The following is a 25,309-nucleotide window of genomic DNA, read 5'->3' on the forward strand; positions in this document are numbered from 1 at the left end:
GTCCACCAACTCATTGATCTGACGCAACATATTATCCTTAGGCACAATGAGATCGTATAGTGCTGCAAAAGGACTGAACGTGAATGAGATTTGAGGTTGAAACATTGGACTTCACGCCCTTCGCTTTAATACTTTCATTATACAGCAAAGAAGGCACTGCTCCCTCAATAGAATTGAGCTACAGTACCTCTTTAGATAACGGGACTTTTTCAGTGGCCTCCTTATGCAGCGGTTTTGGAAGCTTTATCCGTTACACTGTTGGGACTGCCCATTTCGCTCTAGACTGCCGGGTCAGCCCCCTCTTTATATGAGTGCCGCTTCTTTAGTGCATCATCGGCGGATAGTAATTAATGGTCGGATCCGAATCATCGCCTTCGAATTGATTGCCGCCCCATGCGATGACGACGATCTTGTCATTCTCCATTTCGGCTTCGTGACGTTCGGCATCGGACTCCGTAAAACCCATCGATCTCATCTTCGCGCGAAGCTCGGCTCCCCGGGACCGGAACATATTCGCGATAGCGGTTCCGACCCCTTCCTCGGATATGCCGATCTGTCCGGCATTGGTCCTCCCCGCTACGCGTTCCGTGCGGTCCTTATCGAACGCCAATACGTAAATGTTGTCTTCCCGGTAACCTTCCGCTCGAAACTTTTTCACTTGGACTAGGGCGGTATTCACATTGTCAACCGTTCTCACTTGCGTTTCCATGGTCTTCATTATAAATCCCTCCTAAAATGTGATGGGCGGAAGAGGCTGCCGCCTTCTCCCTTGTTTTCGTGTTGCTAGTCATCATTACCCGCGAAAGCAGCGTTTGAAACGGTTTTGCCTGATTCAGAAGATGATGAAGGGGATTATTACGTTGACTTCCCGTCTGGAGAAGCTAATGATGGCGGCTGCGAACCGCGACCGTCTCTAAACTCAAGTTATTTACTAATTGTTTCATGCTTATAGTGGTGAGCTACATCGTTAGACGATACATACACTGTTACTTCCATAGAGGAGTTAACGAAAAAAATGAGTTGAATGGTTGGATGAAATCACCTTTTTGAACATTCACGCCCATTTAGCTAAGAAGGCTACCGACACATGGAATCGGCAGCCTTGACTTGATGTTATTGTATTAAAGTACATGAGTTAAGAAATAGTGATTTCATTTTTCCCTAGGTTTGATAAAGCAAGGAGATCTTTTTTTATTTCTGAAATAACATTATCAAGACTTTGGAACTGATTTGTATGAAACATAAATGTTCGTTCCGTATCAATTTCAATCGCGAAAAAGTCATATGTGAAATCGGATAAGACTGAAATTGATGCCATATACCCTTTAATTAATAGTGCATATTCAATCTTTTTATCTCCATACTTAACAAAACCATCAATGAAAACTCCGTCTATTTTATTATTACATTCATCTACCGTTTCCCTTATTACATCGAGCATTTGTTGTCACCTTAATTTTGAACCTGCTTATGTGGATTAATAACGGTTGCCATCTCCATCTGAAGCATTCCGGCATGTTTGCCTTTATAACCGACGATTTGTAAATCTTCGGGCTTGAAGTCATAGATGTTCTTGACTTCTTTGTTAATTTGGAACTCCGGTGCGGCGAATGTAGGTCTGTTTAGCTGCTCTCGAATCATATCATAATGCCTATCATAGATATGGGCATTGTTAATGTAGTGAGTCAGCACGCCCGGTTTAAGATTCGTTACCTGTGCAACCATATGAACGAGCATAGCGTACTGACCGAAATTAAACGGGATACCCAGTCCCCAATCTCCGCTACGTTGAATTAGTGAGCAGTTAAGATATCCATCCGTTACATCCCACATCGTCATGAACGCACACGGCCTAATATTCATATGCGGCAAATCTTCCTCATTCCATAACTGTATGATCATTCCCCGATCATTGGGGTTATTCATAATTTTACCGATAAGTCTATCAAGTTGTTTGAACTTTTTGACTTGGACACCATAGGCTTTCCCAATGGTAAAGTCTTCCCCCATCCATTCGTCCCAAAAACGTATATCCATAGCATGAAGTTCACGAACATCATTGGATTGCATGATCATAATCCAATAGATTTCGTCCCTAAACTTTTTCCAAGGAACATACTTTGAGGTTAAAATCGGAAACTCCTGCTGCAAATCAAACTGCATCACAACCGGCCGACCTAATTTCTTAACGATGACTTCTCCACCGTCGGAAGCATACCACGCCCCCTCTACCTTATGTTCGAATCCGTTTTCGAGAATTTGTTTGGCAATTTCTAAGTAAATCTCATCGGCCCTAGACATTGATTACTCTCCCTTATTCGATAAAGTCTATACCAGGCAATAATGCTCTTCTGCAGCATTAAGTTGAGGACGAGTTAAGTATTAGGCAATGCAAGTTTTTTATCAAGAACGAATTTAGTGAGCATATACCGAACAAGCGGTCCGACAATGATCAGTTGCAGCGGCAGAGCAAAAATAAAATTTTTTAAAACCAAAGAGAAGTAACTCTCAAGAAAGGATCCTCCGATTGGACTTTCTGACAAGTAAGCCATCCCCAGTCCAAAGAGAGACATAAAGAGGACCATTCCAATCACCATGCACAAAGAAATGGATAAAATCACGAATACTTTCTTGGATTTGTCATATGGCAAGGATAATGCAATTTTCTTCGCCACAGGCCCGACAACAAATACCTCCAATAAGAATGCCGTAATAAAGCCTAATATTAACTGAATAAGTATTCCTTTCAAAGAGATCGTGCCGATCAAGCCGTTTGTCATCAAATTATAAAATGTCATACCTACGACCATCCCAAAGCACATCATCAACCCAAAATAAAAATTCCCTTTTTTCGTTGTCGGCAACTTTCATCATCCCTTTCTTTTCACCTTTGTTATTATAGAGATTGCGGAAACCTCCACATAAGTGAAAAGTTTGTGAACATTTTTGGTGATGAAAATTATGGCTGCAGCTGTGAGTTATCCTCAATTCCCAAGCTAAGCCGCATTTTACTGCAGCAAGGCTGCCTATTTAAACCGGCAGCCTGTCACATGTTAAAGCATATTATGAATTCTTCGCGTCTCTAATATTTGTTCGATATGATGTGCTGCATGCTGAATGTCGTGATTAATCGCATCGCGAACCGTCGCTTTACCATTCTCGTGTACAAGAACCCTGTCGAATGAATTGGGCAGCGAGACGCATAAGTAGGCTATATACTCTCTCATCATTCCAAACAATTTTACTTCCAATTCAACCGGACGAATCTTGTGATTCATGGTCTCATTCCAAACAGGCGGTTCGAACGCATTGAACAAAAACTTGGCTCCCGTATCCGCTAGCGCAAATCGATTGATCTGAAAATAATTCATATCACAGTCGATAATATGATGAACAAGCTCCCTGATCGACCATTTCCCCGCTGCTCTTGCTTTATCTAATTCCAAGTTACTAAGACCGGTAATGGCCTGCGTTAGTTCAAGCGGCGCTCGTTTGTATGCATCAATGAGCTCCAAATCCTCCGTTCTGACTGGAACCATCTACCTTCCCCTCCTGTTTCTTGGCATACATTTAGATCGTGAGAGTCTGGAACAAAAACGGCTCCCCGTTTATGAAAGCTCTTAAAATCGCTTGCGCATAGGGCTGTTCTTCGATCAAACCTTCCGTCTCAAGCGGGTTTTCCGCATGGAAGCTGTATGCCTCGATGATCGCCATGATGAAGAAGCACTCCAGCTTCGGAACGACATCCTCGTCCAATTTTCTGATTCGCTCATATCCTTCAATGAAGAATGCTCTTTTTGTCGGATGCAGCCCCATGATCGCCTGGGCGATGTCGTAGAGATGAAAACCGAAACCGCACCTGCCGAAATCGATCGGATATGGTTCGTCATCCCGAAAGATGACATTGCCCACATGCAAGTCCGCATGAATCATCCCATAGTTATGTTCATGACTTGTGAATGTATCGAGACGATCCGCCACTCTAGTAGCGGCCGAGGTGTACAGCTCAAAGCCCTGTTCCGAAATGAACATGATGCAGCTGCAGATGCGCCCAATCCCGTTGAAAGCTTTGACTCCCCCATGCAGGGCGCGAAAAAGCGGCGGACGGACTAAAATCGGCGCTAGCCTCGTGAAGCTTCGCCATCATCGTCCCCATTTTCCGGATGGCATCCTCCGTGAGCGTCCCTCTTTCCAAGCGCTCTCCTTCGATCCATTTCAACAGCGTAGTATGGAACGATTGCCCGTCGCCCGCCACAGCATTCGTAATTAATGTCCCTTCCCGATTCGGTACCGCTTCCGGCAAAATAAGCCCCTTATGCTTCAGCGCCCCCATCCATTCCAGTTCAGAAGCGATTTCCTCGCGCGGCTTGCTCCCGGAGTGAACACGAAGCAAGTATTGCTCTCCAGCGTCGCTCACAATACGGAAGGTGACATGCTCAGATACTTGGATAAAATGAATGGAACTCCAGTCCGCTTCGTATTCCTGCAAGGCATAAAACATGGCTTGCTTCGCTTGCTTAATCGTAAAACGACGATTTATCTCAGTATCGATTAGAAAGCCGCTTTTCATCGCTGATCCCCTTCATAACCTTTTTTCTATTGAAGCTTACCTACCCGTGAACAGGAGTTTATTGAATCCAGTCCAAACTATTATTATCGGTTAATCTAATCACTTTGTTCTTATACAACCGCAGCTTGGCTTCAAAGCCTTCCCTATTGCTCTCAAAATCCCGCGTCCATTTGTACATATTTTTTAACATCTTCAAGTCGGACTTATAGTAGCACTTTTCAATTCCTAGGTTTTGCTTGAGGAAACGGGTAAAAATTCTTATTTTGCGCTTTCGCAGCGGCGTATCGAGAAATACGACGGTATCGGCCATCTCGTACAAACACTGGTAAGACTTGCGATCCGTTCCTTCGAAAATCCAAGCTCCGTTTTTATCGATATCCATAATAACCTCAACCTGCTCGTCCTCCGTACGTTTATAGCGTTCCGTTGCCGTTTGGTGATGAACGATACAATCCAATTCGTACCACGGAATATCCATTTTCTTGGATAACCGCTTCGCCAGCGTAGTTTTCCCGCTAGCTACAATTCCGATTATGAGTATTTTTTTCATATAGCGATCGACTCCAGCTTTCACAAAGTGCGAAAAATCATCTCAGCGGAACACGGCAGTCTTGCCTTATCATTTTTTGGAATTTACTTCACTTTACTAGATTATCACAATTTGGAAATGTTGTCCCTGCCCCAAAATCAGCAAAGACCCTCATGAGAAAATAGCAAAAACCGGATACAAGTCGTAAGACTCGTATCCGGCGCAAGCCGCATTTTACTGCATACTAAATTTGAACCAATCGAAGTTCCCTACGCCACTTCCGCCTTTAAATACCACGTAAACATCGTGTACGCCGCTCGCTCCTGTCAATGAAGTCGTTTGCTCGGTAAAGGAAACAAACGATCCCGTACTTTGAACGGCAAGCGTTCCCACTAGAGGCCCTGTCTTGCTATCCAATCTGATTTCGACTGTTTTACCCGTACCTGACGGTACGCCCAGCCTTGCGGTAAAAAGATTATACCCTTCCCTTAAATCAACCTGCGAATAGGCAACCCAATCCCCGTTGTCTACATTGCCAATCACCGTTCCGCCATTACTTACCCCAAACATGGTGTCATAGCTTTCTGCCTGTAGAATAATGGACGGTTGCAGATTAATCGATTTTGCAGTTTCCACATTTCCAGCATGATCGGTTGAACGAATCTGTATGAATGTATTACTGCCTTCTAATGTTAACGGAGAGGTATAAATTTGCCATGTGGTTCCGCCATCTAAACTGTACATCCTGTTCAGCAGCCCTGATTCGGAATCCGTGGCGTTCAACGTTACGGTTACAGGTTTGACGTACGTGCCGGTAGGTTGAGCTGAAATAACCGTTGCGGATGAGACTGGCGCCGTTCTGTCAATCTTAACGATTGCCGTTTGTGTGAACTCTGAATTGCCTGCCTTGTCTACGCTATAGTAGGCAACCGAATGTTGACCTGGCGTTTTAATGGAAACAGTTGTACCCGTTTGTTGCGGGCCGCCGTCCACGGAATAATACGTGTTAGCTACGCCCGAACCGCTGTCACTCGCTGTAAGCGCAAGCGTGACATCATGACTCACCCAGCCTGACGGTGCATTGTTGACAGTAACCGGCGGCGTAACGTCGTTGATAAACTTGAAATAGGTGAAGTTGCCTACACCGTATGAACCTCTGAACTTGAAATAGATATCATGCACACCGCTTGCTCCAGTCAATAAGGTTGACTGGTCTTGCATCGCGGCGAACGAACCCGTGCCCTGTGTGGTTAGTGTTCCAACTACCGGCCCCGTCGTACTGTCAAGCCTGACATCAACGAACTGGCCAGCATTCTGAGCAGGCACTCCGAGATTTGCGGTAAAAAGATTATAACCGGAGCTTAGGTCAACCTGACTAAATTTAACCCAATCCCCATTATCTACACCTCCGATTACTGTGCCTCCGTGCGTGATCCCGCTCATACTGTCATAACTTGCGGCTTGCAGCGTAATAGTCGGCAGGGTCGGGGGTGCAGCGTTCAATTGGAATTTGGCGTTGAAATTTTTGCCGATTGCGGCGTTCACATTCACCGTCATTTTGATTGTTGGACTCAATTGCGTAACCGTAATGCCTGGATCAACAGCGAGAACGCCAGATGCGCTGCGGTTAATCTCAATATCGATGGATCCTGTATTGGCTTGGGTTGGATCGGAAACCCCAACGTCGAGTGTGTTTGCACTTGTCGATTCCAATGTTGTGACGGAAGCTTTTTTGTTACTTTTAATAAATCCCGATCCATCAACATGGATTGTCTTCTCCATATCATTCCAGAAGTTTACACCCACAGCGTTAAGCGACGTATCTTTGACAGCTTGTGCATCCGCCGAATTTTCGAGAATCGTAATATCCGGATTGCTGGCATAGTTGGCCATGTCCGCTGCCGTTTTATTCGGCAGTACAGCATAAGCATAAGACGCATCCGTCGGATTCGTACCATGTCCTAGAGCAAGACTCAAAAAGTTGTTCGTAAACGGAGTCGTACTCTCATTTGAGTTAATATCTTTCCAAGCGCCGGTTCTCGACTCGCGAAGTCCATGAACTGTAGCTGTTCCCGGGAAATAATATCCGATATCGGAGCCCGTCGTATTGCCGGCCAAATGTGCCCAGCTAACGTTGTTCATCGACTCGGACCATCCAACCGTATTGGACTTAACGGTGTTATTTACGGTTAGCGTATTGTCACCGCTACTGTTCAACATACGATTCTCAACGATTGTCTCTACGTATTGATCATTGGTATTCCTAATGCCTGCTCCCAGGGCTACCATTTTATCTCCAAACAGGAACCAAGATTTCTTCCCTTCAAGCGGACTGCCTGTCACCTTCAAAGCAGAAAATTGCATACCGGACGTGCTGTATAAGTTATTGACTGTAGATCCGCCGGCCCAGTTATAAACACCGTTCTGCGATAAGTTTTCCATGGTTCGATCTGTTGTTGTTCCCGGCAAACGGGTGCTATCAACGGTTGGCCAGAAATTATTGTCATATTGCTTACCGTCATTGTTATACAAATAGGTCATGCCTTGACCTGTCCATTGGCCTTTATGATTTTCAGAGCAACAGTTTTCCACTACGTCTATCCTGGATGACGAAAGGCTGAGTCCAAATCCGAAACCCGGGCGAAGATGAACGACACGGTCCATTCCGGCAAACACATAGCTGCGTACTAATTCACTTGCTGGTACGACGGATGGGTCATTCAAGAACGCCTTTATTGAAGCAATGGAACCCGCTGCCAAATCCTTATAATAAGGGGTGAAGTAACTGTCTTCTAACATCCACGCTTTTACCCAGCTTTTGAATAAAGCCGCTTTATCCGGAGGTGCTGAATCAGCCAAAGCCAAAATCGTTAACACAATGATGCGCCCCTGGTAATGGTCCAATCCGGTATTGTATATGCCAAGCGGATAATTTGATCCTGATCGGGAAATCCCGCGCCCTCTAACCATGTCCATTGCGGCGCCTTTATAAATAATGGGACGGAACGAATCTTCTATCCATTTATAAACATGATCTACATTCGGATCTGTTACTTCCCAAGTGGAGCCTTTCAGAATCACAAGCAGTCTGGAGAGACCTGAGATCAACACACTGCCATAACCTGCTGTGTAGGCTAATTTAGCGTGAAAGATAAACGACCCGTCTTCATAAAAACCGTCACCGCTGGTTACATAAGGAAAGATTTGACTGAGTGCGTCCCTGCCCGCAGCAATTCTCGCGCTTGATTTGCCAAGAATGCCACTAGCAATGGCGATTGACGCATTATCTACACGGTTCGCTCCCGTTGACTCTACACCCGATTTTTTCGTTTTTGTCGGATCAGGAGCAAAGAAATCGACTACACCGAGATAATTGGATAGTTCAGCAGGTGTAAGCTGATCGTAAATCATCATAAGGATAGCCGTCAGATTGCTTGGAGCTCCGATCTCAAAATCCCACCAGTTGTCGTAATAGGGGACTGCGGGATTATACTTATTCTGATACAACCAAGCAAGCGCGCTTTTAATTTCCGCTAACACGGTCGCATTCCCGTACAAATTCGTATTGGGATTAATGTAAGCGCTTGTCAACGTATTAATACGGCTATAACTTCCGCTAAAAGACGCCGATTTTGTCCAATCGGACAAGTCAGACCATAAATAGGTACGGCCCGTAACCGTATTTAATGTCGACCAAACGTTATCGATCCCTGCATTACTTGAGCTAAGGGCTGCCGCAATATCTGGATCGTTCTGGTCAAGCAGCACAGGGTTGCCTCTCCACTTCGCGCGCAGCGTATCAAATTCGTCGGCAGCAAGTGCCGAAGGCGAAAGTATAGACAGCGCTGTCAAGCTAACCATGATGGCAACGAGGAAAATAGAAATCGATCTTTTCATCTGACAATTAAACATCATACGATTTCACCCTTTCATTATCGGTTTTATCCCTTCAACGCCCCTACCATAGCACCTTTCACGAAGTATTTCTGGATCGCCGGATAGATCAGCAGAATAGGAAGCGTCGCAACCATAATCGTGGCATACTTAATGGTTTCAGCAATTTGAATGCCCTCATCTATGCCGACTCCGCCATTCATCCCCTCTGTCGAATTAGCCAGTAAGATTTCACGTAAAATGAGTTGAAGCGGGTACAAATCTCTGTTCTGCAGGAAGATCGACGCATAGAACCAGCCGTTCCATTTTTCTACTGCATAGTACAATATCATTACCGCAATTACCGGCATAGATAGAGGAATAATAATTCGGAACAAAATAACAAAATGATTCGCTCCGTCGATTTTGGCAGATTCCTCTAAGCTGTCCGGTATAGCCATAAACGACGTTCTCATAATAATTAAGTTGAATGTATTAATAGCAAATGGAAGAATGACCGCAAATAACGAATTGTAAAGTCCTACACCTTTCACGACTAAATAGAGAGGGATCAAGCCGCCGGAAAAAAACATCGTCAACAAAATAAAGAAGATAAATACGCGATTCCACAACACATTTTTACGCGACAGCACATAAGCGCCAAGCGTTGTTAACAGTAGGCTCACACTAACTCCGCCAACCACAAGAAAGATCGTGTTTATATAACCGGTCAATATTCTTTGATTACTGAAGACACGCTTATAAGCATCCAGACTAAAACCTAGCGATTTGTAAAGTATCCCTTTATGAGACATAAGTTGATTAGCATCGCTTAATGAAGCAAAAGCCACATAGATCAACGGATATACCGTAATGCCAATAAACACCACCATCACAATACCAAGAACAATATCAAATATTTTTTCAGACAAAGTTGTATGATTCATAGGTCGCCTTCCTTACCACAATCCATTTTGACTCACTTTACGGCTAATACGGTTGGCTATAATGAGTAAGGCCAAATTAATGACGGAATTAAAAAGTCCAACTGCGGAACTGAAGCCCCAATCAAATTCCAATAAACCGCTGCGATAAACATAAGAGGAGATAATATCAGCGGTGCTGTACGTAATTGGATTGTAAAGCAAGATCACTTTCTCGAAGCCTACATTCATTAAATTACCCATACGCAGAATAAACATAATCGTAATGGTAGGCGCAATCCCAGGCAACGTGATATACATCATCTGCTTCCAACGGCTGGCCCCGTCCATTCGTGCCGCTTCGTATTGCTCCTGATCGATACCCATTAGTGCAGCCATGTATATAATCGATTCCCAGCCAATTTTTTGCCAAATTTCCGAAATGATATAGATAGATCTGAATAACTCAGGCTTCTGCAGCATCGATTGACCATCACCGCCGAAGAAGGTAAGGATCGAATTGATGACACCGCCGCTATTCGTGAAATCTGTAATCATCCCGCATATCACGACCATGGAAATAAAATAAGGCATGTAGGAAACGGATTGAATCGTTTTTCTAAAAACTTTATTTTTGATCTCATTGAGAAGCAACGCGAGAATAATAGGCATGGGAAACTCAAATATAATGGTATACAAACTAAGAATGATCGTGTTTTTCAAAATCCGCCAAAAATAATAACCGCTCAGTAAAGTGTGAAAATGCTGAAATCCTACCCAATCACTAGCCGCAATCCCTTTCAACGGCACATAATCTTTAAAAGCAATAATCGCTCCATACATCGGGGCATATTGAAAAATGACAAAATATAGGATGACAGGCAGCATCATAAGATATAACGATTTATTTATTCGAAAATCCTTAACAAAAATGCTCTTCTTCGTTTCCTTGGTTAACGGCAAAACACGATCCATAAGACTACCTACTTTCACTCAGCTATGAACAGGAAAAGGGGAATGACTTCTCCCCTTTATCCTACGTTCTTTCAGCAACACTTAACGCTTGTTGTAACGCTCCAATGCGGCTTGTTGAATTTCAACTGCGCGGTCGATATTCAACGATTTCAATTTTTCCAGGTATTTGTCGAAGCTTTCAATGGGGTCTGCGCCTAAAATGATTTTCATGGTTGTTTCATCCACTAACGTATTGACTTGGTTCATGATTTTAGCTAATTCCGTACTTTCTTCCGGTGTGGCTGAAACTAATGGCATTTTGTATTTCATGACATCTGTATTTTGCCACGTTGTAATGGCATCTTTTTGTTGTTTTAATTGGTTATATTGTTCTGCGTAGCCTACGTCCTGTACGAAAGGACCCGATGAATTTCCTCTGATATGGAGAAGCATAGCTTGCGCAACTGTAAGTTTGTCAGGGTTTTTCATAATCAAATCGGTGTATGTCGGTTTGCCGTTAACCATGGTGTAGCTTACGCCATCTGTACCGAAGTTAAAAAACTTATGGCCTTCTTCGCCGTATCCGTAGTCGAGAAATTTCGCGGCAAGCTCTGCGTTTTTGCTTTTGCCCGTAATAGCCACCATGCCGCCGCTAAAAAATTTGAAGTCTTTTTGACCAAACATCGGCTTATCGCCTTTATTCAGAACGGGATACGGTGCGCCAACCAAATCGTATTTCGGATCCTTCTCTGCAACAGCGCCAAGCCATTTCCCGATCCCGCCTCCAGCATTGCCAATCGCAGCCGCGGATTTACCGGAAGTCATATTGGCATCAAGCGCTTTCATATCCGCCGTTGCAATGTTTTTGTCAAGCAGTCCTTCGGCATACCATTTACGCATTGTTGCAAGGAAATCTTTATAGGCAGGCTGTGCAGGTCCGTACTTCACTTTTCCGTTATCGATATAGAAGCTATTATTGATACCGTAAGCGCCGATGAATGCCCCTTCACTAAGACCTAAAAGCGGGCGAGGCATACTATTGAATGTCAATGGAGCCTCAACGCCTTTTTTCTCCTTAAATGCTTTCAGAACGGTGTACCACTCATCGATCGTTGTTGGGGTTTGCAAACCCAATTCATCTAAATAATCTTTTCTCAAGACAGGTCCTTGGTAAACGGCCAAGTAATCATCACCGCGTATAAACGGGAATGCAAAATAAGAACCTGAATCCGTTTTCACCATTTTGTCAACTTCAGGATGTTCCTTTAAATACTTTTTCAAATTTGGAGCATGTTTATCAATAATGTCATTTAGCTTCACAATCGCGCCATCTTTGATCGCTTTTTCCGGACCTCCGGGATATTCAAGCCAATTATATTCGATCATATCCGGCAGTTCGCCTGAAGCCAGCATCACGTTTAATTGTTCTTTTGTTTGATTAGCAGCAGGGTTCAGCCATTTGATATTTACCCCCGTTTTCTTTTGCCACTCTTGGTATAAAGGAATGTCATTCACGCTTGGCTTGAGCTGCAAAACGGAATTTAATGCATCTGTCCAATAAGAAAGTTGAACATCCGATTTTAGTGGATACGTCGTTGTTGCACCAGCTTGTGCAGGTGCAGATGGAGATGGAGATGCAGATGCAGATGGAGCAGCTTGCTTATCCTCTGACTTGGCGCAGGCGATCAACGCTGTGCTCGACAAAGCTATGGACAAGACCGTTGAAACGAGTTTCGTTTTCTTTTTCATATTGCTTAACCCTCCTGATTATTGATCATTCGTTTGGTTCTGCCTTGCCACTTTATTATGATAAATGAAACACGAAAATGAAATCACAAGAACCTGCAGACGCATCTACAAAACTAAAATTCCAATCAACAATATGTGCAAGTTCATCTACTTTTTTCGTTTCTTTTGTTTCATAACAAGAAAAAGAATCGAAAAAGGTACCGCCACTCCTGATTTCTGAGTAGTAGTACCTTCCTTGCGTCACGATAAATGAACCGATATTTCTTTGAACTTGCCAGGAGTAACACCTTCATGTTTTTTAAATGTTCGGATAAACGTGTTCGATTCACTAAATCCGACGAGCGTTGAAATTTCATGCATGGTCAGCTTTTGATTCATAATTAATTCTTTTGCTTTTTCGATCCGAACTTTATTTATGTAATCAAGCAGTCCCTCGCCCGTTTGCTCTTTAAATAATCTGGATAAATAGGTTGGTCTCATTTGAAACCGATCGCCGATCATCGTAATATTCAAATTCACATTATGATATTGTTCCCGAATATAGTCAATCATACTTTGAGACAATTCATCCAATTCATTTTGTCTAGATTGAAGTTGATTTGACTTTCTTTTATCTAATGTAATGTCGCAAACTTCCTTTAACATCCTTGTAAGCTGTACATGCATGTCTTGAATGGACTCGCATTCTGTAAGCTTTTCGATCCGTTCTAAACTCATTACATGCGACACATTAAGCACATCGCCAATTTCATGTAAAGCCTTCACCATCGTACTAACAAGGTCAAACATCAGGCAGCGTGCAAGTGACACCGAGATCGGATTGTTTTTAAGATTCCTTTCAATAATGTCATCCAAAGCTTCCTTGGCCTTATCATAATCTCCAATTTTCATAAAATTAATAAGATGCTGCTCTAGTTGAAGCGGATAATAATAACCATCCGTTATATCGGCGAGTGTCTCTTTTCGAATCTCATCGAAAGACAGTATCTCCTTATCACCCAAAATCAGCTTATACTCCATCGCATCAACAGACTCTTTATACGCGCTTGTTATACCTGCAATTGAAGTATGCACACTACTAATCGAAACGGTTAAATCAATTTTATATTTATTCTTCAAAAACTGTTGTGCTTGGGAAGCTATCTGACGCAATTCAGATAAGTCCTCATCCCGCCCCTTGCTGTTGAAATTAATGATGCAGGCTAACATGTCATCCATTTCTGTCATATAGCCTGTATGCTTGGTATTTATGATTTCCTCGACCACATTCGTTACAATAAATTGTAGAAGTTTAAGTTTATCCGTTTCGCTTCCATTAATCGTATCAAAAAATACATCATTGGCTTCGACATAAAACAGTAGAACAGCAAAATATTCATTGTCGAATTGCATCCTGTAGGCCGTTAGCGAATCTTCTAATGAAATTTGATTTTCTAACCTTCCTTTTAATAGCCTGGTCATGAAATTGGAGCGTAATAAATAATTTTGCTGCATGAGACGAACATTTACTTGTTCCTTTTCCGTTAAGGTATTCGAGATCATATGTTGAATAAACTGAAATTCGTTATGCCCAGTATCAATCGAAACGTCCGATTTGTCTCTAAAGGTTTGAACGATTCGAGAAATAGGATTATAGTTTCGTCTCAAGAAAAAATAGGTTAATAACCCTCCCCCGAAAATGCTTAAGAATATACTGAATATTGTAAAATTCCTCACCTTTATCGCTTTTTGCCAAACCAAGTTGCTAGGTACAGTTGTCACATATGTAAGACCTGGAAACTTCGAATGGATAAAATAGGTCTCCGAATCCTGTTCTTTATAAGTTTCTCCCTTACTGGATAGCAGTGCCCGATTTTCTTGATCTAGCAATAGTACCTCACCGCCATTGAACAATTGCACGTTCTGAACCGCATGCAATAGTTTATCACTGTCGATATAAATGACTACCGTTCCTTCTGGTTTCTCCTTTTCCTTTGAGGACAAGTGAGTTACATACGCAATAGACTGACGAGTGCTACCCCGTTCATCGCGATATGTGAGTGGTATAAATCCGGAATACTGGTTGTGTAACATAGCCATCCAGGCCTCGTAGCTAAACGCCGAATCCTTATGGAATTCATCATACATTTCCTTGCTGCTTCGCATTACTTCCGGCGATAGAACAACATCCCCTGGTGAGTAATAGACATAGTAATTCGTAATTTGAGCGTAAGGAGTTTTGAATTTCCTCAATTCTTGAACGATCTGATAAAGGGAGAATTGATAATCATTCTTTCCCAGCTTATCCGTGAACATAAGGTCTTGCACTTTGGTGTGCCAAGTGATTTCCGAATTTAATCTTGTAATACTATCCAATTGGTTGTCAATATTCTCACGAACCTGACTCAGCAATGCTTCATTAGCTCTATGAATTTCACCTTCAAGCGCTTTGCTTGATTCTTGATACACAAATACACTGATCAATATGGGCAGCAACAAAATGGATAAATAAGATAAGAGCCAGGATAAGATAACACTTCGTCTGTTCTGCCATAAATTCTTTATCATCAAACGCTCCCCTTTCCCGGCTTGCATTTGCTATTCTCGGCCTGTTGTTCTAGTTCGCAGAAACGGCAATCGTAAGACAATCACACATCGTAATTATAATTACCGAGATATAGGAAGTATATAGAAACGATCGATAATAAAATTTAGTCTATTAACGCGGCAAAAAGAGCTTGCCACCTGCACTAAAAGTTACAGGTGAGCTAAGCTCGTTCTTCATGTTACATCATTCATAAAACTAACCATTTACCAGCAGCTTTAAAATATGAACGGCATTGCCTCCGCTTTGTTCGTGCCTGTCTCTGGAAATACGGACTTTTATGGTATGTGTCCCTCGCTCAAGCTGATCGGCAAACAAAACGAGCTTTGGCCGATAGAATGCCGGACAATATCGGTCAAACAGGGAGATATGACGAAATGGTTCACCGTCAATGGAAACCTCGACATCCCCGGTGTCCATACCGCCCAGCATAGAAATCCCTATCGCGGTTCCTGTAAAACGGAACATCCATTCCGATCCAGGCTTCTCCGCCATGTAAATATCAGCAGGAGGCGTCCAATTGCATGTTTTCTCCGTTGTCCAGCCTTTGATCTCTTGCCAACCGGATGCACCCTCGGCCTCAAGGGGAGACAACTGTTTGCCATTCGCATAACAGAACGGGTCTATCGGGGAAGGGAGTCCCAGCTGATCTTCAGACTCCTCATTAGCTGCACGGAGTGATTCCTCCAGAAAAACTTCGAGAAATTGCGCATATAAAGCATATCCGAAATCGTTTGGATGTACGGTATCTTCACTTAAATCTTTCCATTGTAATGTACCGGATACGATTTTGCTGTAAATAGCGCTGGCAATATTCACGGAAGGCAGTTGATAATACTCGGCTACTTCTTCGTGATTATAGATATTTTCCTGTAGCCTCGCATTCTCTGTAAAGCTTTCGGAGCCTGATTGATTCGCGGTATAAAGAAAGCAAATGTCTATGTGTGGATTTTTCCGCTTGGCGTGACGGACGATCCCCTCCATTGCTCGAATAGAATCGGTCCGATTACCCGCATCGTTTACAGCGAATTCTATAAATAAAAGATCGACTTCCGCAAGGTTAGGAATATGATCCTCCAATCGATAGGCCCCGTACGTAGAATCTGTTCCTCCAATAGCAGCATTGACAAACGTGAAAGCCGTCTCAGGAAAACGACGTTCTAAATATCGGCACGTTAGCGACCGGTAGCTTGTTCGCTCACGGTCTGAAGAACCACCTCCATCTGTTACAGACCCTCCGATGAAAGCGATCCTCACTTCAGGGACATTTCCAAGCTTTAATGCGATTCGCTTCAAACCGTTACGCATCGAAAAATCGTGAAATCGCTCCTCACTGACCAACATGCAACTCACCTCAACTATCAATTTTTTAAGCAGGCAACCTATTACCAGAAGAAATTGGTTTGGCCTTTTACTTTTAGAATCGCTTCGATAAAGAAGAAATCACCATAAATAACCGGAACGCTGACGTGTCTGTTCTCTGGAAAGCTGACCGTAGATTCCTTAATTAGGCCTTCTTCCTCTTCGTTCCAGCTACCGTAATTCGAATAGAGCGATTGCAACGTCTTTATTGCTGAATCATGGTAGTGTTGACCATTCGCATCAAGCCGTGCCAATTCTAATAAACCGCTCGCTGCGCAAGCTGCAGCCGAAGTATCCTTCGCCCAAAGTTGCTCTGCCGGCGCACGGAAATCCCAAGGCGGAACCATATCTTGCGGCAATTGCCCCAAATAGTAATCAGCAATTTTTTTCGAGGCTTGCAAGTAACGCTCTTTTCCTGTGTACTTATAGGCAAGAGCAAATCCATATATGGCCCAAGCGACCCCCCTCGACCAAGCTGAAGTCGCCGAGTACCCTTGTCCACCTAGAGCTTCGATACGTTCACCAGTTTCCGGGTTAAACGACACGATATGATGAACGGAACCGTCCTGTTGGATAAACTCCCGCATTACCGTATCTGCATGAGCGATTGCAATGTGCCGGAATCTTGGATCTGCCGTAGTTTCACTCGCCCAGAACAAGATAGGCAAATTCATCAGGCAATCAATGATTGCCCATCCAATAGCGTTATCTCCGTTCCAAGCCCGAATAAAACGTCCTTGGAGGTTAAATCTACCTGCTAAATGGCTTGCCGCAGTAAGCGCATGTCGGAGCGACAATGGATTACCCGTTATTTTATAATTGGCAACAGAAGTCGGGATCCACATAAAGCCGATATCATGGTGAAGAAGCTCAAATTCGTAGAGGGGAGCCTCCAATTTCTTCTCGCAGCTGACGGCAAGATCTCGATAAACGGGCTCCTTATTTTCCCGATACAATAGCCATAGAATGCCCGGCCAAAAGCCATTGGTCCACCAATCCAGGGCGTTGTCATCATATACCCCATTAATGGATACATGCGGAAAAGTGTCTTGCAAACGATCTTTCGTACGATCAATTTTACGCGTAATTTCCGTCCACGCCGATTCGATCCAGCTATCGTCAATATTCACTTATATTAACTCCTTATATAATTTGAAATATTGAACGTTCCTTAACATAAAACACGGGAATTTCGGAGTACTTGTTGGATAGCAGGTTAGCTAGATGCTTCATTCCTGGCTCTTCACTCTCCGCGTGTCCGAGTACGATCAATGCCTTGTGTTTTCCTTGATAGATAGCATCCCTTACGTACTCAGGTGTTTCCCACTCAGGTCCTTCCCCATAGATGATCAGATCCAACTGATCCTGCTCAAAAAAAGGGATGGCTCTCTGGCCTAGTCCGCGATAACCCGCGAGCAAACCGATCTTTGAACACACCGTATCCGGATCTCCTTGAACTCTTACATATTGAATACCTAGGCGATTTTTTATTTGCTCCGCAATTCCGCGTACCGTTTCCTTTGGAAATTGCAGAACCGTAGACGCAGCGTAATGTTCTTGGACGAAAGACGTCCAGTTCAGTTCCTGAAGCAGACCTGCCATAATACCATCCGGCTTATAGCGATGCCAATAATCATGAAACCGGAATAAGGCAATACCTGATTCATCTATCGTATTCCTTTTTTTCTGATATACAGGATCATCTACAAGAGTTGAACAATCATCATGATTAGAAAAAAACGGTCCTTCATGCGAAATAATGAAATTCGCTCCACGCGCAATCGCTTGCTCGATGACATATTGCGTCGGCATAAACGCAACAACGATCCCAGTAACCTCTGTGTCAGGATTGCCGCATTTTAGTGTATCGCAAGTCTGCTCGAGCTTGCCGACCGGGGCTATTAATCCTTCGATGATGGATTGTATGGTTATCCCCATTGTTTGCCCTCTTTTACTAATTCAAGACCCATTTCATGAAAAGGGATATCTTCAAAATCAGGAATAAATGTTTTAATTTTCTTATTAATCTGATCAAAATCCCACTTCTCAACGTTCAACAACTCCGGAAAATCATGGGTCAATAGATTATTGTACTGTTCGTACCAAAGCGGGTACTTTTCAAGAACATCAAATGTATTTTCTTGCTCTTTGCGAAGGTACGTTGGATTAACCAGAAGCTGATCCAAATTATGCCAAGTTGTAATAAAATTCAAACATTGCAAAACAACGTTATGGGAAGCGATATTTCTTCTAGGATATCCTTCGTCCTCGAAAAATGCTGCAAGCTCCGGATATTTCGTTATATACGGCGGTTTGGTAATGTCTATATTCCCAAACAACCTTTTGCTGAATTCACCGAAAAATGGATCTCCTTCAACCAGCTCCTTATGCCCTCTATGCACATTACTGGTATGCCAGATAACACTTGGCGACTGGATAAAGACATTGTTTCGTATCTTATGATCACTTCCGCCATTATTGGCAATAGCCCAGTTACCTGCTCTATAAAATACATTTCCATATATTTCGGCATCACATGCGCCATCATCCGTATAGATGGCAAATACACCGAAGCCGTCTTTAATCGGCACTTCAAGATCATGTCTGGAAATAATATCATGGAAATAATTGTATCTAAATATATTTCCTCGCTCGGATTGATCTCTGCCCATGTAAATAGCCCCTGCATCATCTACATCTTTACACACTCTAAATATTTCATTATATTCAATCACATGATCGTTCCCATGCAGATATATGGCAAAACCAGGTGCATCATATAATTTGCAATGAGAAATTTTATTACCCACGCCTTCTATATTAATACATGCTTTATAGGTCTTATCCCATCTATTGCAATCATGAATGCTGCAGTTTCGAACCTCATTATTTGCAGGTGTCAATGTGATCCGGTCACCACCGCCCATATGAATGCCGCCTGCTCCTGTCTCATAGATATGACAATTGGATATAAGATGCGCTTCCCCAGCCATTCGGTTTAAATCGTGATTATCGTAAATATGCTGACCCCATCCGCCCAGTTCTTTAGAAACGAGCTCCCCTGTATAGCTCAGCCTTAATGTCGTATCCGGTTTGACGCCCTTGCCAATACACACCCCTACAACGCCAATATTTCGTAAGATACATCCGTCAATATGATTGCCTTTACCTTCTTCCATATAAATAGCAATTCCGCGACACATTTCAATTATCATATTTTGGATGGAAACATTCGTACAGTTCATTAGGCAAAACATCGGGTCTTCAAGCATGGAAACCATAAGTTCCGTTTCCATATTCAAGCCTTCAATCGGATAAAAATAAAGGATACCTTCTTTGCGGTCCATATAATATTCGCCTGGTTCTGATAATTCTTCGAAAATATTCACAGCATGAAATACACCGCTGGAACTTGTCAAATTTACTCCGTATAGATGTGCTTGAGTTAACGTTATCGTTTTAGCCTCTTTATTGATGTCAGCAACCTTTATCGAATCATCTGCAAACCCATTCCCGAAGTATCCATTTAGATATACTTCCTCTGTGTTTTGCCAGGTAAATATTTTTTCATGATCACATCTGAATGTTCCACCCTTGTTACTAAAATCGCCATGCCTAGGAACTGAACCAGAATCAAGCACTTCAGTCATTTTCATATTATCCTTTTTGGGATAGCGTACAAGCTGCTGCGGAACATGGTTAATAAATAACTCCATAGGTGTATGGATATACGGCCGGCCAAAACCTCTTGCATTCATTTTTCCATAGTCTTGAATGTCATCTGCTCGTAAATCATATTGAAGAATACCGTCTTTATAGTTTGTCGCTTTACTGATATCAAGCTTCTTCGCTCCAATAATTCTTACCTCTTCATTATCAAAGGGGATGATCTGTAAATCGCTGATATTGGTTAATTCGAATGATTGATCAAGGACATACATGCCTTGTCTAAGAATGACTTTCGAACACCCTCCTTTGTTCACTTCTTCATTTGCTCGCGCTAGTGTCAAGAACGGAGCTTCAATCGTTCCTATGTTATGATCATTGCCATTTAGTGATACGTAGATTTCTCTCATGGGCTTCTCCCTTATGTTTCATTTAATAATCATACTTTACCTAAAATTAAGCTTAACCAGTTTTGTCGAACTGTGATAAAATGTTGCTGTATTGTCCAATTGGAGGGGAATCGTATGAACCTTATCGAGAATACGGGCCTGCACCGGACCCCATTTGGTTTCAGTTACAGCAAACTGACGAAAGAACATTTCACAGGTCACTACCACTGCCATCAAGGGATGGAGTTTTTGTATATTCATCAGGGTCGGGGACGAGTAATTGTGAATCATGAAGTACATGATCTTCGACCAAGGATGTTGTTTTATTTTCAGCCGTTTCAGTTACACCGAATTGATGTTGAACTTTCCCCTGAACACCCCTATGAACGAACGCTCCTCACTTTCGAGCCGACTGTGTTTATGAGGTATTTCGAGCCTTTTCCGAGGCTGCTCGCCTATTTTAAACATGTATGGAATGACCTGCTTTCTGAACAAATTATGGAACCGGATCAAACCTCACATCTGCTTGACCCCCTGATTCATCGCTACGGGGCTCAATTTCATGGATGGCCGGATAAAGAAAAACAGGCCGAATTCGCACTTCTGACGCTCCACTTGTTTCAATTATTGCATTCCTTCGGTTTCGGCAGTTCGATCAGCGATTGTTCTGTCAAGCGAACCGGGCGACATTCCGAGGCCATCATGCAATGGATTGAGCAGCATTACACCGAACCCTTTGAACTCGATGACATCGCTCACTCGCTGCATATGTCAAAGCATTACGTCTCTCGCATTTTCCGGCGTGAAACGGGAAGCAGTATTACCGAATACACGGTCGCCCGCAAAATACGCCAAGCCTGCTGGCTTTTGACGACGAGTGACAAGCCAATTGAGAGAATCGGCATCGAAACCGGTTTTCAGGACTTCCCTTACTTCTGCCATATATTCAAAAAGAAGGTCGGCGTTTCGCCGCGTATTTATCGACTGCGTGAACAGTCCGTTTCTGACAACAAAAGCCCCCTATAACAGTGATAGGGAAAATGCGACTGTCGTTAATGACATTCGTTTGGTTACTAATTATTTATACGAACTACAGAAGAGATGGAGACTCAAATGGACAGTATTGGATTGGACTTGAGTCGACCTCAACGTAAGCGGGAGCTCCACAGCAAGTCCCGAAATCAGCAAAAGGGGCTGCCCAAAAGCGCTAGCATCGTATGGGAACAGCCGAAAAATCGAATAAAGGACCTCGAAGTCCGCTGCCAGGCGGAAGATGAAGTCCTTTTCAACTAGCAGGCATATTCAGATCAATCATCGATTTTTAGAACGAATAGGCTTATGGGACAGCCCCTTCGTATTCTATCGCGACCAACCTAGGAATTCGTTTTAACGGCTAATCCGCTAAAAGAAATCGGACCGACAACATCGGCTCTTGTATTGGCGGTTCGATTTTCTGCGGTTACGGTGTATACATGACTGCCCGATCTTACATTTTTATCGATCGCCTGGAATGTGACAGCATAGTTTTGTTCGGAACCGGTTGATTCGATGCCCTGCACCGTATTGAAAATCTCTTTACCGTCACGGAATATTCTAAATAGGATTTGAGCGATACCCGTGACACCCCTGACACCGACTGTTGCTACTAATTCAACTCTATTGGGCTGAGCGTTCAAAACAGGAATTCGAATTCGAATTGTCGCCAGACGAGATTTGGCTGGTGAAAATCTGATCGTAAACGACCTCGCCAGGTTGAATCTCCGCAGCGGCTCAACGGCAGCTTTATCGAGTATGCGTACCAAATAAATCATCTACTTCTATTTGATACGCTTAACATATGTTTTATATTAATAGAATGATTGGGCGGCTGGTAAACTACTAGTCAGAATACTTTTTCCAGAATGGTGATGTTCTTGGATCAGACGGGCGGGCAATCGCAACTATGAACCCGAGAGCGTGTTTGGTCAAATGAAAAACTACCGGTTTTTCCGACGCTTGCCGCTTCGCGGGTTACCAAAAATGTCCACCGGCCTAAAAAGAAATAAGGCTGAGCAGGTATGGGACACTGCTCAGCCATTTTTTTGTTAAACCATCTAAAATCAGCTTGAAGTAACGCTCACGTTCGAGGAAAATGCTCCCTACCGGGACAGCCTCTTCGTTTCTCTTAATGCACATTTTTAAACATTTCGATCCCGCTCATTCTTTCCTGATATTTCGGCGATACCAGGTACGGTTTGTCCGCCTGGCAAACCAGACCGCCGCCTTCGGTCAAACCGGCATGGCGGGGTTCAAGCACGGCAACCATCCGGGATCTCCATTTCTGCAGCTCATCCCGCTGCTCCGGCAAGTCGGCCAAGTTAACGCATTCGTATGGATCCGCCTGCAAATCGAACAATTGCTCCTCATGGGTTCGCGGCAGCCACACATATTTTTTGCAGCCGTCCGTTAAATACTGCATCTCCTGCACGTCCGAGTAGCAGGTGGAATGCTCGCCGTGCACATACTCGCGCCAGCCTTCCGTTTCCCCGCGCATTAAGGGCAGCAAGCTTTTCCCGTCCACCGTTTCCGGAATTGTTACGCCGGAAGCTTCCAGAATGGTCGGCATAATATCCTGCAGCGTGACAGGCTGATCTGCGAACGGAACTGGGTCCCCGAACGATTTCGGCATACGCACGATCAGGGGGATATGAGCGGAGCCTTCATAAGCGTAAGTTTTGCGCCACAAATGGTGATCTCCCATCATATCCCCGTGGTCTGAAGTAAAGATGATGACCGTATTATCGAGCAGTCCGTTATTTTGCATGTAGATGAGAAGTCTTCCGATCTGATGGTCGATAAAATGAATCGATCCGTAGTACCCTGCTCTGGCGCGCATGATTTCCTCGCGGCTGCGAACGCCCCTCCATGCGGTGGGAGACGCCCCGTCCTTCGGAACGTCATGAACGGATGCCCAATCTCCTATTTGCGGCTCCGGCAGTTCTTTGTTCATATACGTATCGAAATAGAACGACGGCGGATCATATGGAGAATGCGGGCGTGCAAAAGAAGTTTTTAGGAAGAAAGGCTTGCTCGGATCCCGCTCCTTTAAAAACCGGATGGATTCGTTGACCGTCCACACGGTAGGATGCAGGAACTCCGGAGCGTGATAAGGCCTGGCCATCCACGAATTCCAATCGATGCCGTGGTCGACAATGCCGTAATCCCCCGTTTTATTGCGGTCAAACCATTGCTTATAGTCCGAAACGAACCCCGGATCGTAAGCTCTTCCCGATTCGTCCAATACTGTACGGTGAAATCCGTTTAACGTCCGCTGAGGATAAAAATGCATTTTCCCTACGCCTTGTGTATGATATCCCGCAGCTGCGAGTTCACCGGGCAGGGTATGCCGAAACCCTACCCCCATATTTCCCTGACCTTTTCCCATACCGAGAATGCCCGTATTCCACGGATCCATTCCCGTGAGCAGCGATGCCCTCGCCGGAACGCAAGAGGGGCTTGGCGTATAGGCGGAGGTAAAAACGGTTCCCTTTGAGGCCAACCAATCCAGATTCACCGTTTCAATTGCCTTGTTGCCGTAGCAGCCAAGCGTATCCCAGCGCTGCTGGTCCGTCATCAGCAAAAGCACATTTGGTTTGTCCATATTCCTCTCCTTTTTCGCGTAAAGCGCAGAGATTTTTAGAAAGCGAAGAGGGACAGAGCCCCTCCCCTGCATCCCTTCTCGGCCCAAAAACGAATCTTCACCACAATCCTTGACCACCTAGACGCTTCGCGAGCCAATTGGTGAAAAGCAGCATGACGAGTCCGACTGCGGATTTGAAAAGACCGGCAGCTGCGGCAAGCGAATATTTCCCCATCGACAGCCCGATCCGGTATACGTACGTATCGAGAATATCCCCTACTTCATAGGTGATCGGGTTGTACAAAATATACACTTGGTCGAATCCTGCGCTTAAAATATGTCCCGTCTTCAAAATCAGCAAAATGATAATCGTACTGCTGATCGAGGGAAGGGTGATAAAGCGGATCGCCTGCAGCCGCGTGGCTCCGTCGATTTTAGCCGCCTCGTACATTTCGGGATTGATTCCGGCGATTGCCGCCAAATAGATGATCGAGCTCCAGCCTGCTTCCTTCCAAATTTCCGATAGGACGAGCAATCCCCGAAATTGTCCGGGATCCATAAGCGGAGATTTGCTCACGCCGAAAATCGACACGATGCCCGTGCTCGGCGACAAGATCGCAATCATGATTCCGCCAAGGACGACCCATGACAAAAAGTGCGGAAAATAAACGATTGTCTGAATCAGCTTTTTCAGTTTGACATGTGCAAGCTCATTAAGCATGATAGCGAGTATGATCGGCACGGGAAACCCGAAAATAAGTTTATAGAAGCTGATATAGAATGTATTTCGAAGCGCCAGCCAGAAGCCGTCTTGGGTAAAGAGCATCTCGAACCACTTCAGCCCCGCCCAATCGCTACCAAGAATTCCTTTGATAATCTTGAAATCCTTAAACGCGATCATAATACCGAGCATCGGACCGTAATGAAAAATAAGGAAGTACAAGACGCCTGGCAAAATAAGCAGGTAGTAATATTTGTATTGGTTCCAAACTTTTCTTGCGCTGCGTCTTGCCACGCTTCCGTAAGCCGTTTGCGGCCCGATTGCCGTCGGATTGTTCATCGCCGTTCCCTCCTTCCGCTCGTCTGCCTGT

At 44.0% G+C, this 25,309-nt stretch carries 21 protein-coding genes and 1 pseudogene; 2 read left to right on the forward strand and 20 right to left on the reverse strand.

Going from position 1 to position 25,309, the window contains the following annotated elements:
• Positions 1 to 322 precede the first annotated feature (322 nt).
• From DQG23_RS38520 to DQG23_RS38600, 17 genes are all read right to left on the reverse strand, one after another.
• Positions 323 to 718: a YflT domain-containing protein gene (locus DQG23_RS38520; RefSeq protein WP_113036372.1), complete on the reverse strand. Its 396-nt coding sequence runs from the start codon at positions 716 to 718 to the stop codon at positions 323 to 325.
• Positions 719 to 1,135: 417 nt separating this feature from the next.
• Positions 1,136 to 1,441, reverse strand: coding sequence for a hypothetical protein (locus DQG23_RS38525; RefSeq protein ID WP_113036373.1), 306 nt, complete (start codon positions 1,439 to 1,441; stop codon positions 1,136 to 1,138).
• Positions 1,442 to 1,452: 11 nt separating this feature from the next.
• Positions 1,453 to 2,301 carry a thymidylate synthase gene (gene thyA / locus DQG23_RS38530; protein WP_113036374.1) on the reverse strand — a complete coding sequence of 283 codons (849 nt, stop codon included), beginning with the start codon at positions 2,299 to 2,301 and terminating at the stop codon, positions 1,453 to 1,455.
• A 74-nt stretch (positions 2,302 to 2,375) separates the two neighbouring features.
• The gene (locus DQG23_RS38535; RefSeq protein WP_113036375.1) at positions 2,376 to 2,864 is read right to left on the reverse strand and encodes a DUF2798 domain-containing protein; all 489 of its coding nucleotides are present in this window, start codon (positions 2,862 to 2,864) and stop codon (positions 2,376 to 2,378) included.
• Positions 2,865 to 3,053: 189 nt separating this feature from the next.
• Positions 3,054 to 3,539: a DinB family protein gene (locus DQG23_RS38540; RefSeq protein WP_113036376.1), complete on the reverse strand. Its 486-nt coding sequence runs from the start codon at positions 3,537 to 3,539 to the stop codon at positions 3,054 to 3,056.
• Between the two features lie 31 nt (positions 3,540 to 3,570).
• Complete coding sequence (locus tag DQG23_RS43550; protein ID WP_113036377.1) at positions 3,571 to 4,032, reverse strand: phosphotransferase enzyme family protein; 462 nt, start codon at positions 4,030 to 4,032, stop codon at positions 3,571 to 3,573.
• Positions 4,007 to 4,570, reverse strand: coding sequence for a phosphotransferase enzyme family protein (locus DQG23_RS43555; RefSeq protein ID WP_113036378.1), 564 nt, complete (start codon positions 4,568 to 4,570; stop codon positions 4,007 to 4,009). Before DQG23_RS43555 ends, DQG23_RS43550 begins: the two co-directional genes overlap by 26 nt.
• Before the next feature lie 58 nt (positions 4,571 to 4,628).
• Complete coding sequence (locus DQG23_RS38555; protein ID WP_113036379.1) at positions 4,629 to 5,120, reverse strand: AAA family ATPase; 492 nt, start codon at positions 5,118 to 5,120, stop codon at positions 4,629 to 4,631.
• A 213-nt stretch (positions 5,121 to 5,333) separates the two neighbouring features.
• Positions 5,334 to 9,014 carry a polysaccharide lyase family 8 super-sandwich domain-containing protein gene (locus tag DQG23_RS38560; RefSeq protein ID WP_113036380.1) on the reverse strand — a complete coding sequence of 1,227 codons (3,681 nt, stop codon included), beginning with the start codon at positions 9,012 to 9,014 and terminating at the stop codon, positions 5,334 to 5,336.
• 26 nt (positions 9,015 to 9,040) lie between these two features.
• Positions 9,041 to 9,919, reverse strand: coding sequence for a carbohydrate ABC transporter permease (locus DQG23_RS38565; protein ID WP_113036381.1), 879 nt, complete (start codon positions 9,917 to 9,919; stop codon positions 9,041 to 9,043).
• Positions 9,920 to 9,931: 12 nt separating this feature from the next.
• The gene (locus DQG23_RS38570) at positions 9,932 to 10,870 is read right to left on the reverse strand and encodes an ABC transporter permease (RefSeq protein ID WP_113036382.1); all 939 of its coding nucleotides are present in this window, start codon (positions 10,868 to 10,870) and stop codon (positions 9,932 to 9,934) included.
• A gap of 81 nt (positions 10,871 to 10,951) precedes the next feature.
• Positions 10,952 to 12,598, reverse strand: a complete 1,647-nt coding sequence (locus tag DQG23_RS38575) for an extracellular solute-binding protein (protein ID WP_113036383.1) — start codon at positions 12,596 to 12,598, stop codon at positions 10,952 to 10,954.
• Positions 12,599 to 12,838: 240 nt separating this feature from the next.
• Positions 12,839 to 15,145, reverse strand: a complete 2,307-nt coding sequence (locus DQG23_RS38580; protein ID WP_158560922.1) for an AraC family transcriptional regulator — start codon at positions 15,143 to 15,145, stop codon at positions 12,839 to 12,841.
• Between the two features lie 235 nt (positions 15,146 to 15,380).
• Positions 15,381 to 16,526: an SGNH/GDSL hydrolase family protein gene (locus tag DQG23_RS38585; RefSeq protein ID WP_113036385.1), complete on the reverse strand. Its 1,146-nt coding sequence runs from the start codon at positions 16,524 to 16,526 to the stop codon at positions 15,381 to 15,383.
• Between the two features lie 41 nt (positions 16,527 to 16,567).
• Positions 16,568 to 17,674, reverse strand: a complete 1,107-nt coding sequence (locus tag DQG23_RS38590) for a glycoside hydrolase family 88 protein (RefSeq protein WP_113036386.1) — start codon at positions 17,672 to 17,674, stop codon at positions 16,568 to 16,570.
• Between the two features lie 13 nt (positions 17,675 to 17,687).
• Positions 17,688 to 18,482, reverse strand: a complete 795-nt coding sequence (locus DQG23_RS38595; protein ID WP_113036387.1) for a Nif3-like dinuclear metal center hexameric protein — start codon at positions 18,480 to 18,482, stop codon at positions 17,688 to 17,690.
• Entirely contained in the window at positions 18,473 to 20,620 is a 2,148-nt protein-coding gene (locus tag DQG23_RS38600; RefSeq protein WP_113036388.1) for a right-handed parallel beta-helix repeat-containing protein, read from the reverse strand. Before DQG23_RS38600 ends, DQG23_RS38595 begins: the two co-directional genes overlap by 10 nt.
• A 114-nt stretch (positions 20,621 to 20,734) precedes the next feature.
• Here DQG23_RS38600 and DQG23_RS38605 point away from each other — a divergent pair, with 114 nt between their 5' ends.
• Positions 20,735 to 21,625 carry an AraC family transcriptional regulator gene (locus DQG23_RS38605; RefSeq protein WP_113036389.1) on the forward strand — a complete coding sequence of 297 codons (891 nt, stop codon included), beginning with the start codon at positions 20,735 to 20,737 and terminating at the stop codon, positions 21,623 to 21,625.
• 347 nt (positions 21,626 to 21,972) lie between these two features.
• On the opposite strand, the gene DQG23_RS38615 is transcribed toward DQG23_RS38605, so the two are convergent.
• On the reverse strand, positions 21,973 to 22,401 hold the full coding sequence (locus tag DQG23_RS38615; RefSeq protein ID WP_113036391.1) for an exosporium protein C: 429 nt from the start codon (positions 22,399 to 22,401) through the stop codon (positions 21,973 to 21,975).
• A 133-nt stretch (positions 22,402 to 22,534) separates the two neighbouring features.
• On the opposite strand from DQG23_RS38615, the pseudogene DQG23_RS43930 reads away from it, so the two are divergent.
• Positions 22,535 to 22,624: pseudogene (locus DQG23_RS43930) on the forward strand (transposase); the annotation flags it as partial.
• 139 nt (positions 22,625 to 22,763) lie between these two features.
• Here DQG23_RS43930 and DQG23_RS38625 read toward each other — a convergent pair.
• Entirely contained in the window at positions 22,764 to 24,239 is a 1,476-nt protein-coding gene (locus DQG23_RS38625) for an arylsulfatase (protein ID WP_113036392.1), read from the reverse strand.
• Between the two features lie 97 nt (positions 24,240 to 24,336).
• Positions 24,337 to 25,278, reverse strand: a complete 942-nt coding sequence (locus DQG23_RS38630) for an ABC transporter permease (protein ID WP_113036393.1) — start codon at positions 25,276 to 25,278, stop codon at positions 24,337 to 24,339.
• Positions 25,279 to 25,309 lie beyond the last annotated feature (31 nt).

Source organism: Paenibacillus contaminans, assembly GCF_003285015.1.
In the GTDB taxonomy this organism is placed as follows: Bacteria; Bacillota; Bacilli; order Paenibacillales; family NBRC-103111; genus Paenibacillus_V; species Paenibacillus_V contaminans.

Excerpts from the sequence above, each read along its gene's own strand:
- DQG23_RS38565 (WP_113036381.1), bottom strand. The coding sequence starts at position 9,919 with ATGAATCATACAACTTTGTCTGAAAAAATATTTGATATTGTTCTTGGT.
- DQG23_RS38525 (WP_113036373.1), bottom strand. The coding sequence starts at position 1,441 with ATGCTCGATGTAATAAGGGAAACGGTAGATGAATGTAATAATAAAATA.
- DQG23_RS38570 (WP_113036382.1), bottom strand. The coding sequence starts at position 10,870 with ATGGATCGTGTTTTGCCGTTAACCAAGGAAACGAAGAAGAGCATTTTT.
- DQG23_RS43555 (WP_113036378.1), bottom strand. The coding sequence starts at position 4,570 with ATGAAAAGCGGCTTTCTAATCGATACTGAGATAAATCGTCGTTTTACG.
- DQG23_RS38595 (WP_113036387.1), bottom strand. The coding sequence starts at position 18,482 with ATGGGGATAACCATACAATCCATCATCGAAGGATTAATAGCCCCGGTC.
- DQG23_RS38580 (WP_158560922.1), bottom strand. The coding sequence starts at position 15,145 with ATGATAAAGAATTTATGGCAGAACAGACGAAGTGTTATCTTATCCTGG.
- DQG23_RS38560 (WP_113036380.1), bottom strand. The coding sequence starts at position 9,014 with ATGATGTTTAATTGTCAGATGAAAAGATCGATTTCTATTTTCCTCGTT.
- DQG23_RS43550 (WP_113036377.1), bottom strand. The coding sequence starts at position 4,032 with ATGTTCATTTCGGAACAGGGCTTTGAGCTGTACACCTCGGCCGCTACT.
- DQG23_RS38630 (WP_113036393.1), bottom strand. The coding sequence starts at position 25,278 with ATGAACAATCCGACGGCAATCGGGCCGCAAACGGCTTACGGAAGCGTG.
- DQG23_RS38555 (WP_113036379.1), bottom strand. The coding sequence starts at position 5,120 with ATGAAAAAAATACTCATAATCGGAATTGTAGCTAGCGGGAAAACTACG.
- DQG23_RS38540 (WP_113036376.1), bottom strand. The coding sequence starts at position 3,539 with ATGGTTCCAGTCAGAACGGAGGATTTGGAGCTCATTGATGCATACAAA.
- DQG23_RS38575 (WP_113036383.1), bottom strand. The coding sequence starts at position 12,598 with ATGAAAAAGAAAACGAAACTCGTTTCAACGGTCTTGTCCATAGCTTTG.
- DQG23_RS38600 (WP_113036388.1), bottom strand. The coding sequence starts at position 20,620 with ATGAGAGAAATCTACGTATCACTAAATGGCAATGATCATAACATAGGA.
- DQG23_RS38585 (WP_113036385.1), bottom strand. The coding sequence starts at position 16,526 with ATGTTGGTCAGTGAGGAGCGATTTCACGATTTTTCGATGCGTAACGGT.
- DQG23_RS38625 (WP_113036392.1), bottom strand. The coding sequence starts at position 24,239 with ATGGACAAACCAAATGTGCTTTTGCTGATGACGGACCAGCAGCGCTGG.
- DQG23_RS38520 (WP_113036372.1), bottom strand. The coding sequence starts at position 718 with ATGAAGACCATGGAAACGCAAGTGAGAACGGTTGACAATGTGAATACC.
- DQG23_RS38605 (WP_113036389.1), top strand. The coding sequence starts at position 20,735 with ATGAACCTTATCGAGAATACGGGCCTGCACCGGACCCCATTTGGTTTC.
- thyA (WP_113036374.1), bottom strand. The coding sequence starts at position 2,301 with ATGTCTAGGGCCGATGAGATTTACTTAGAAATTGCCAAACAAATTCTC.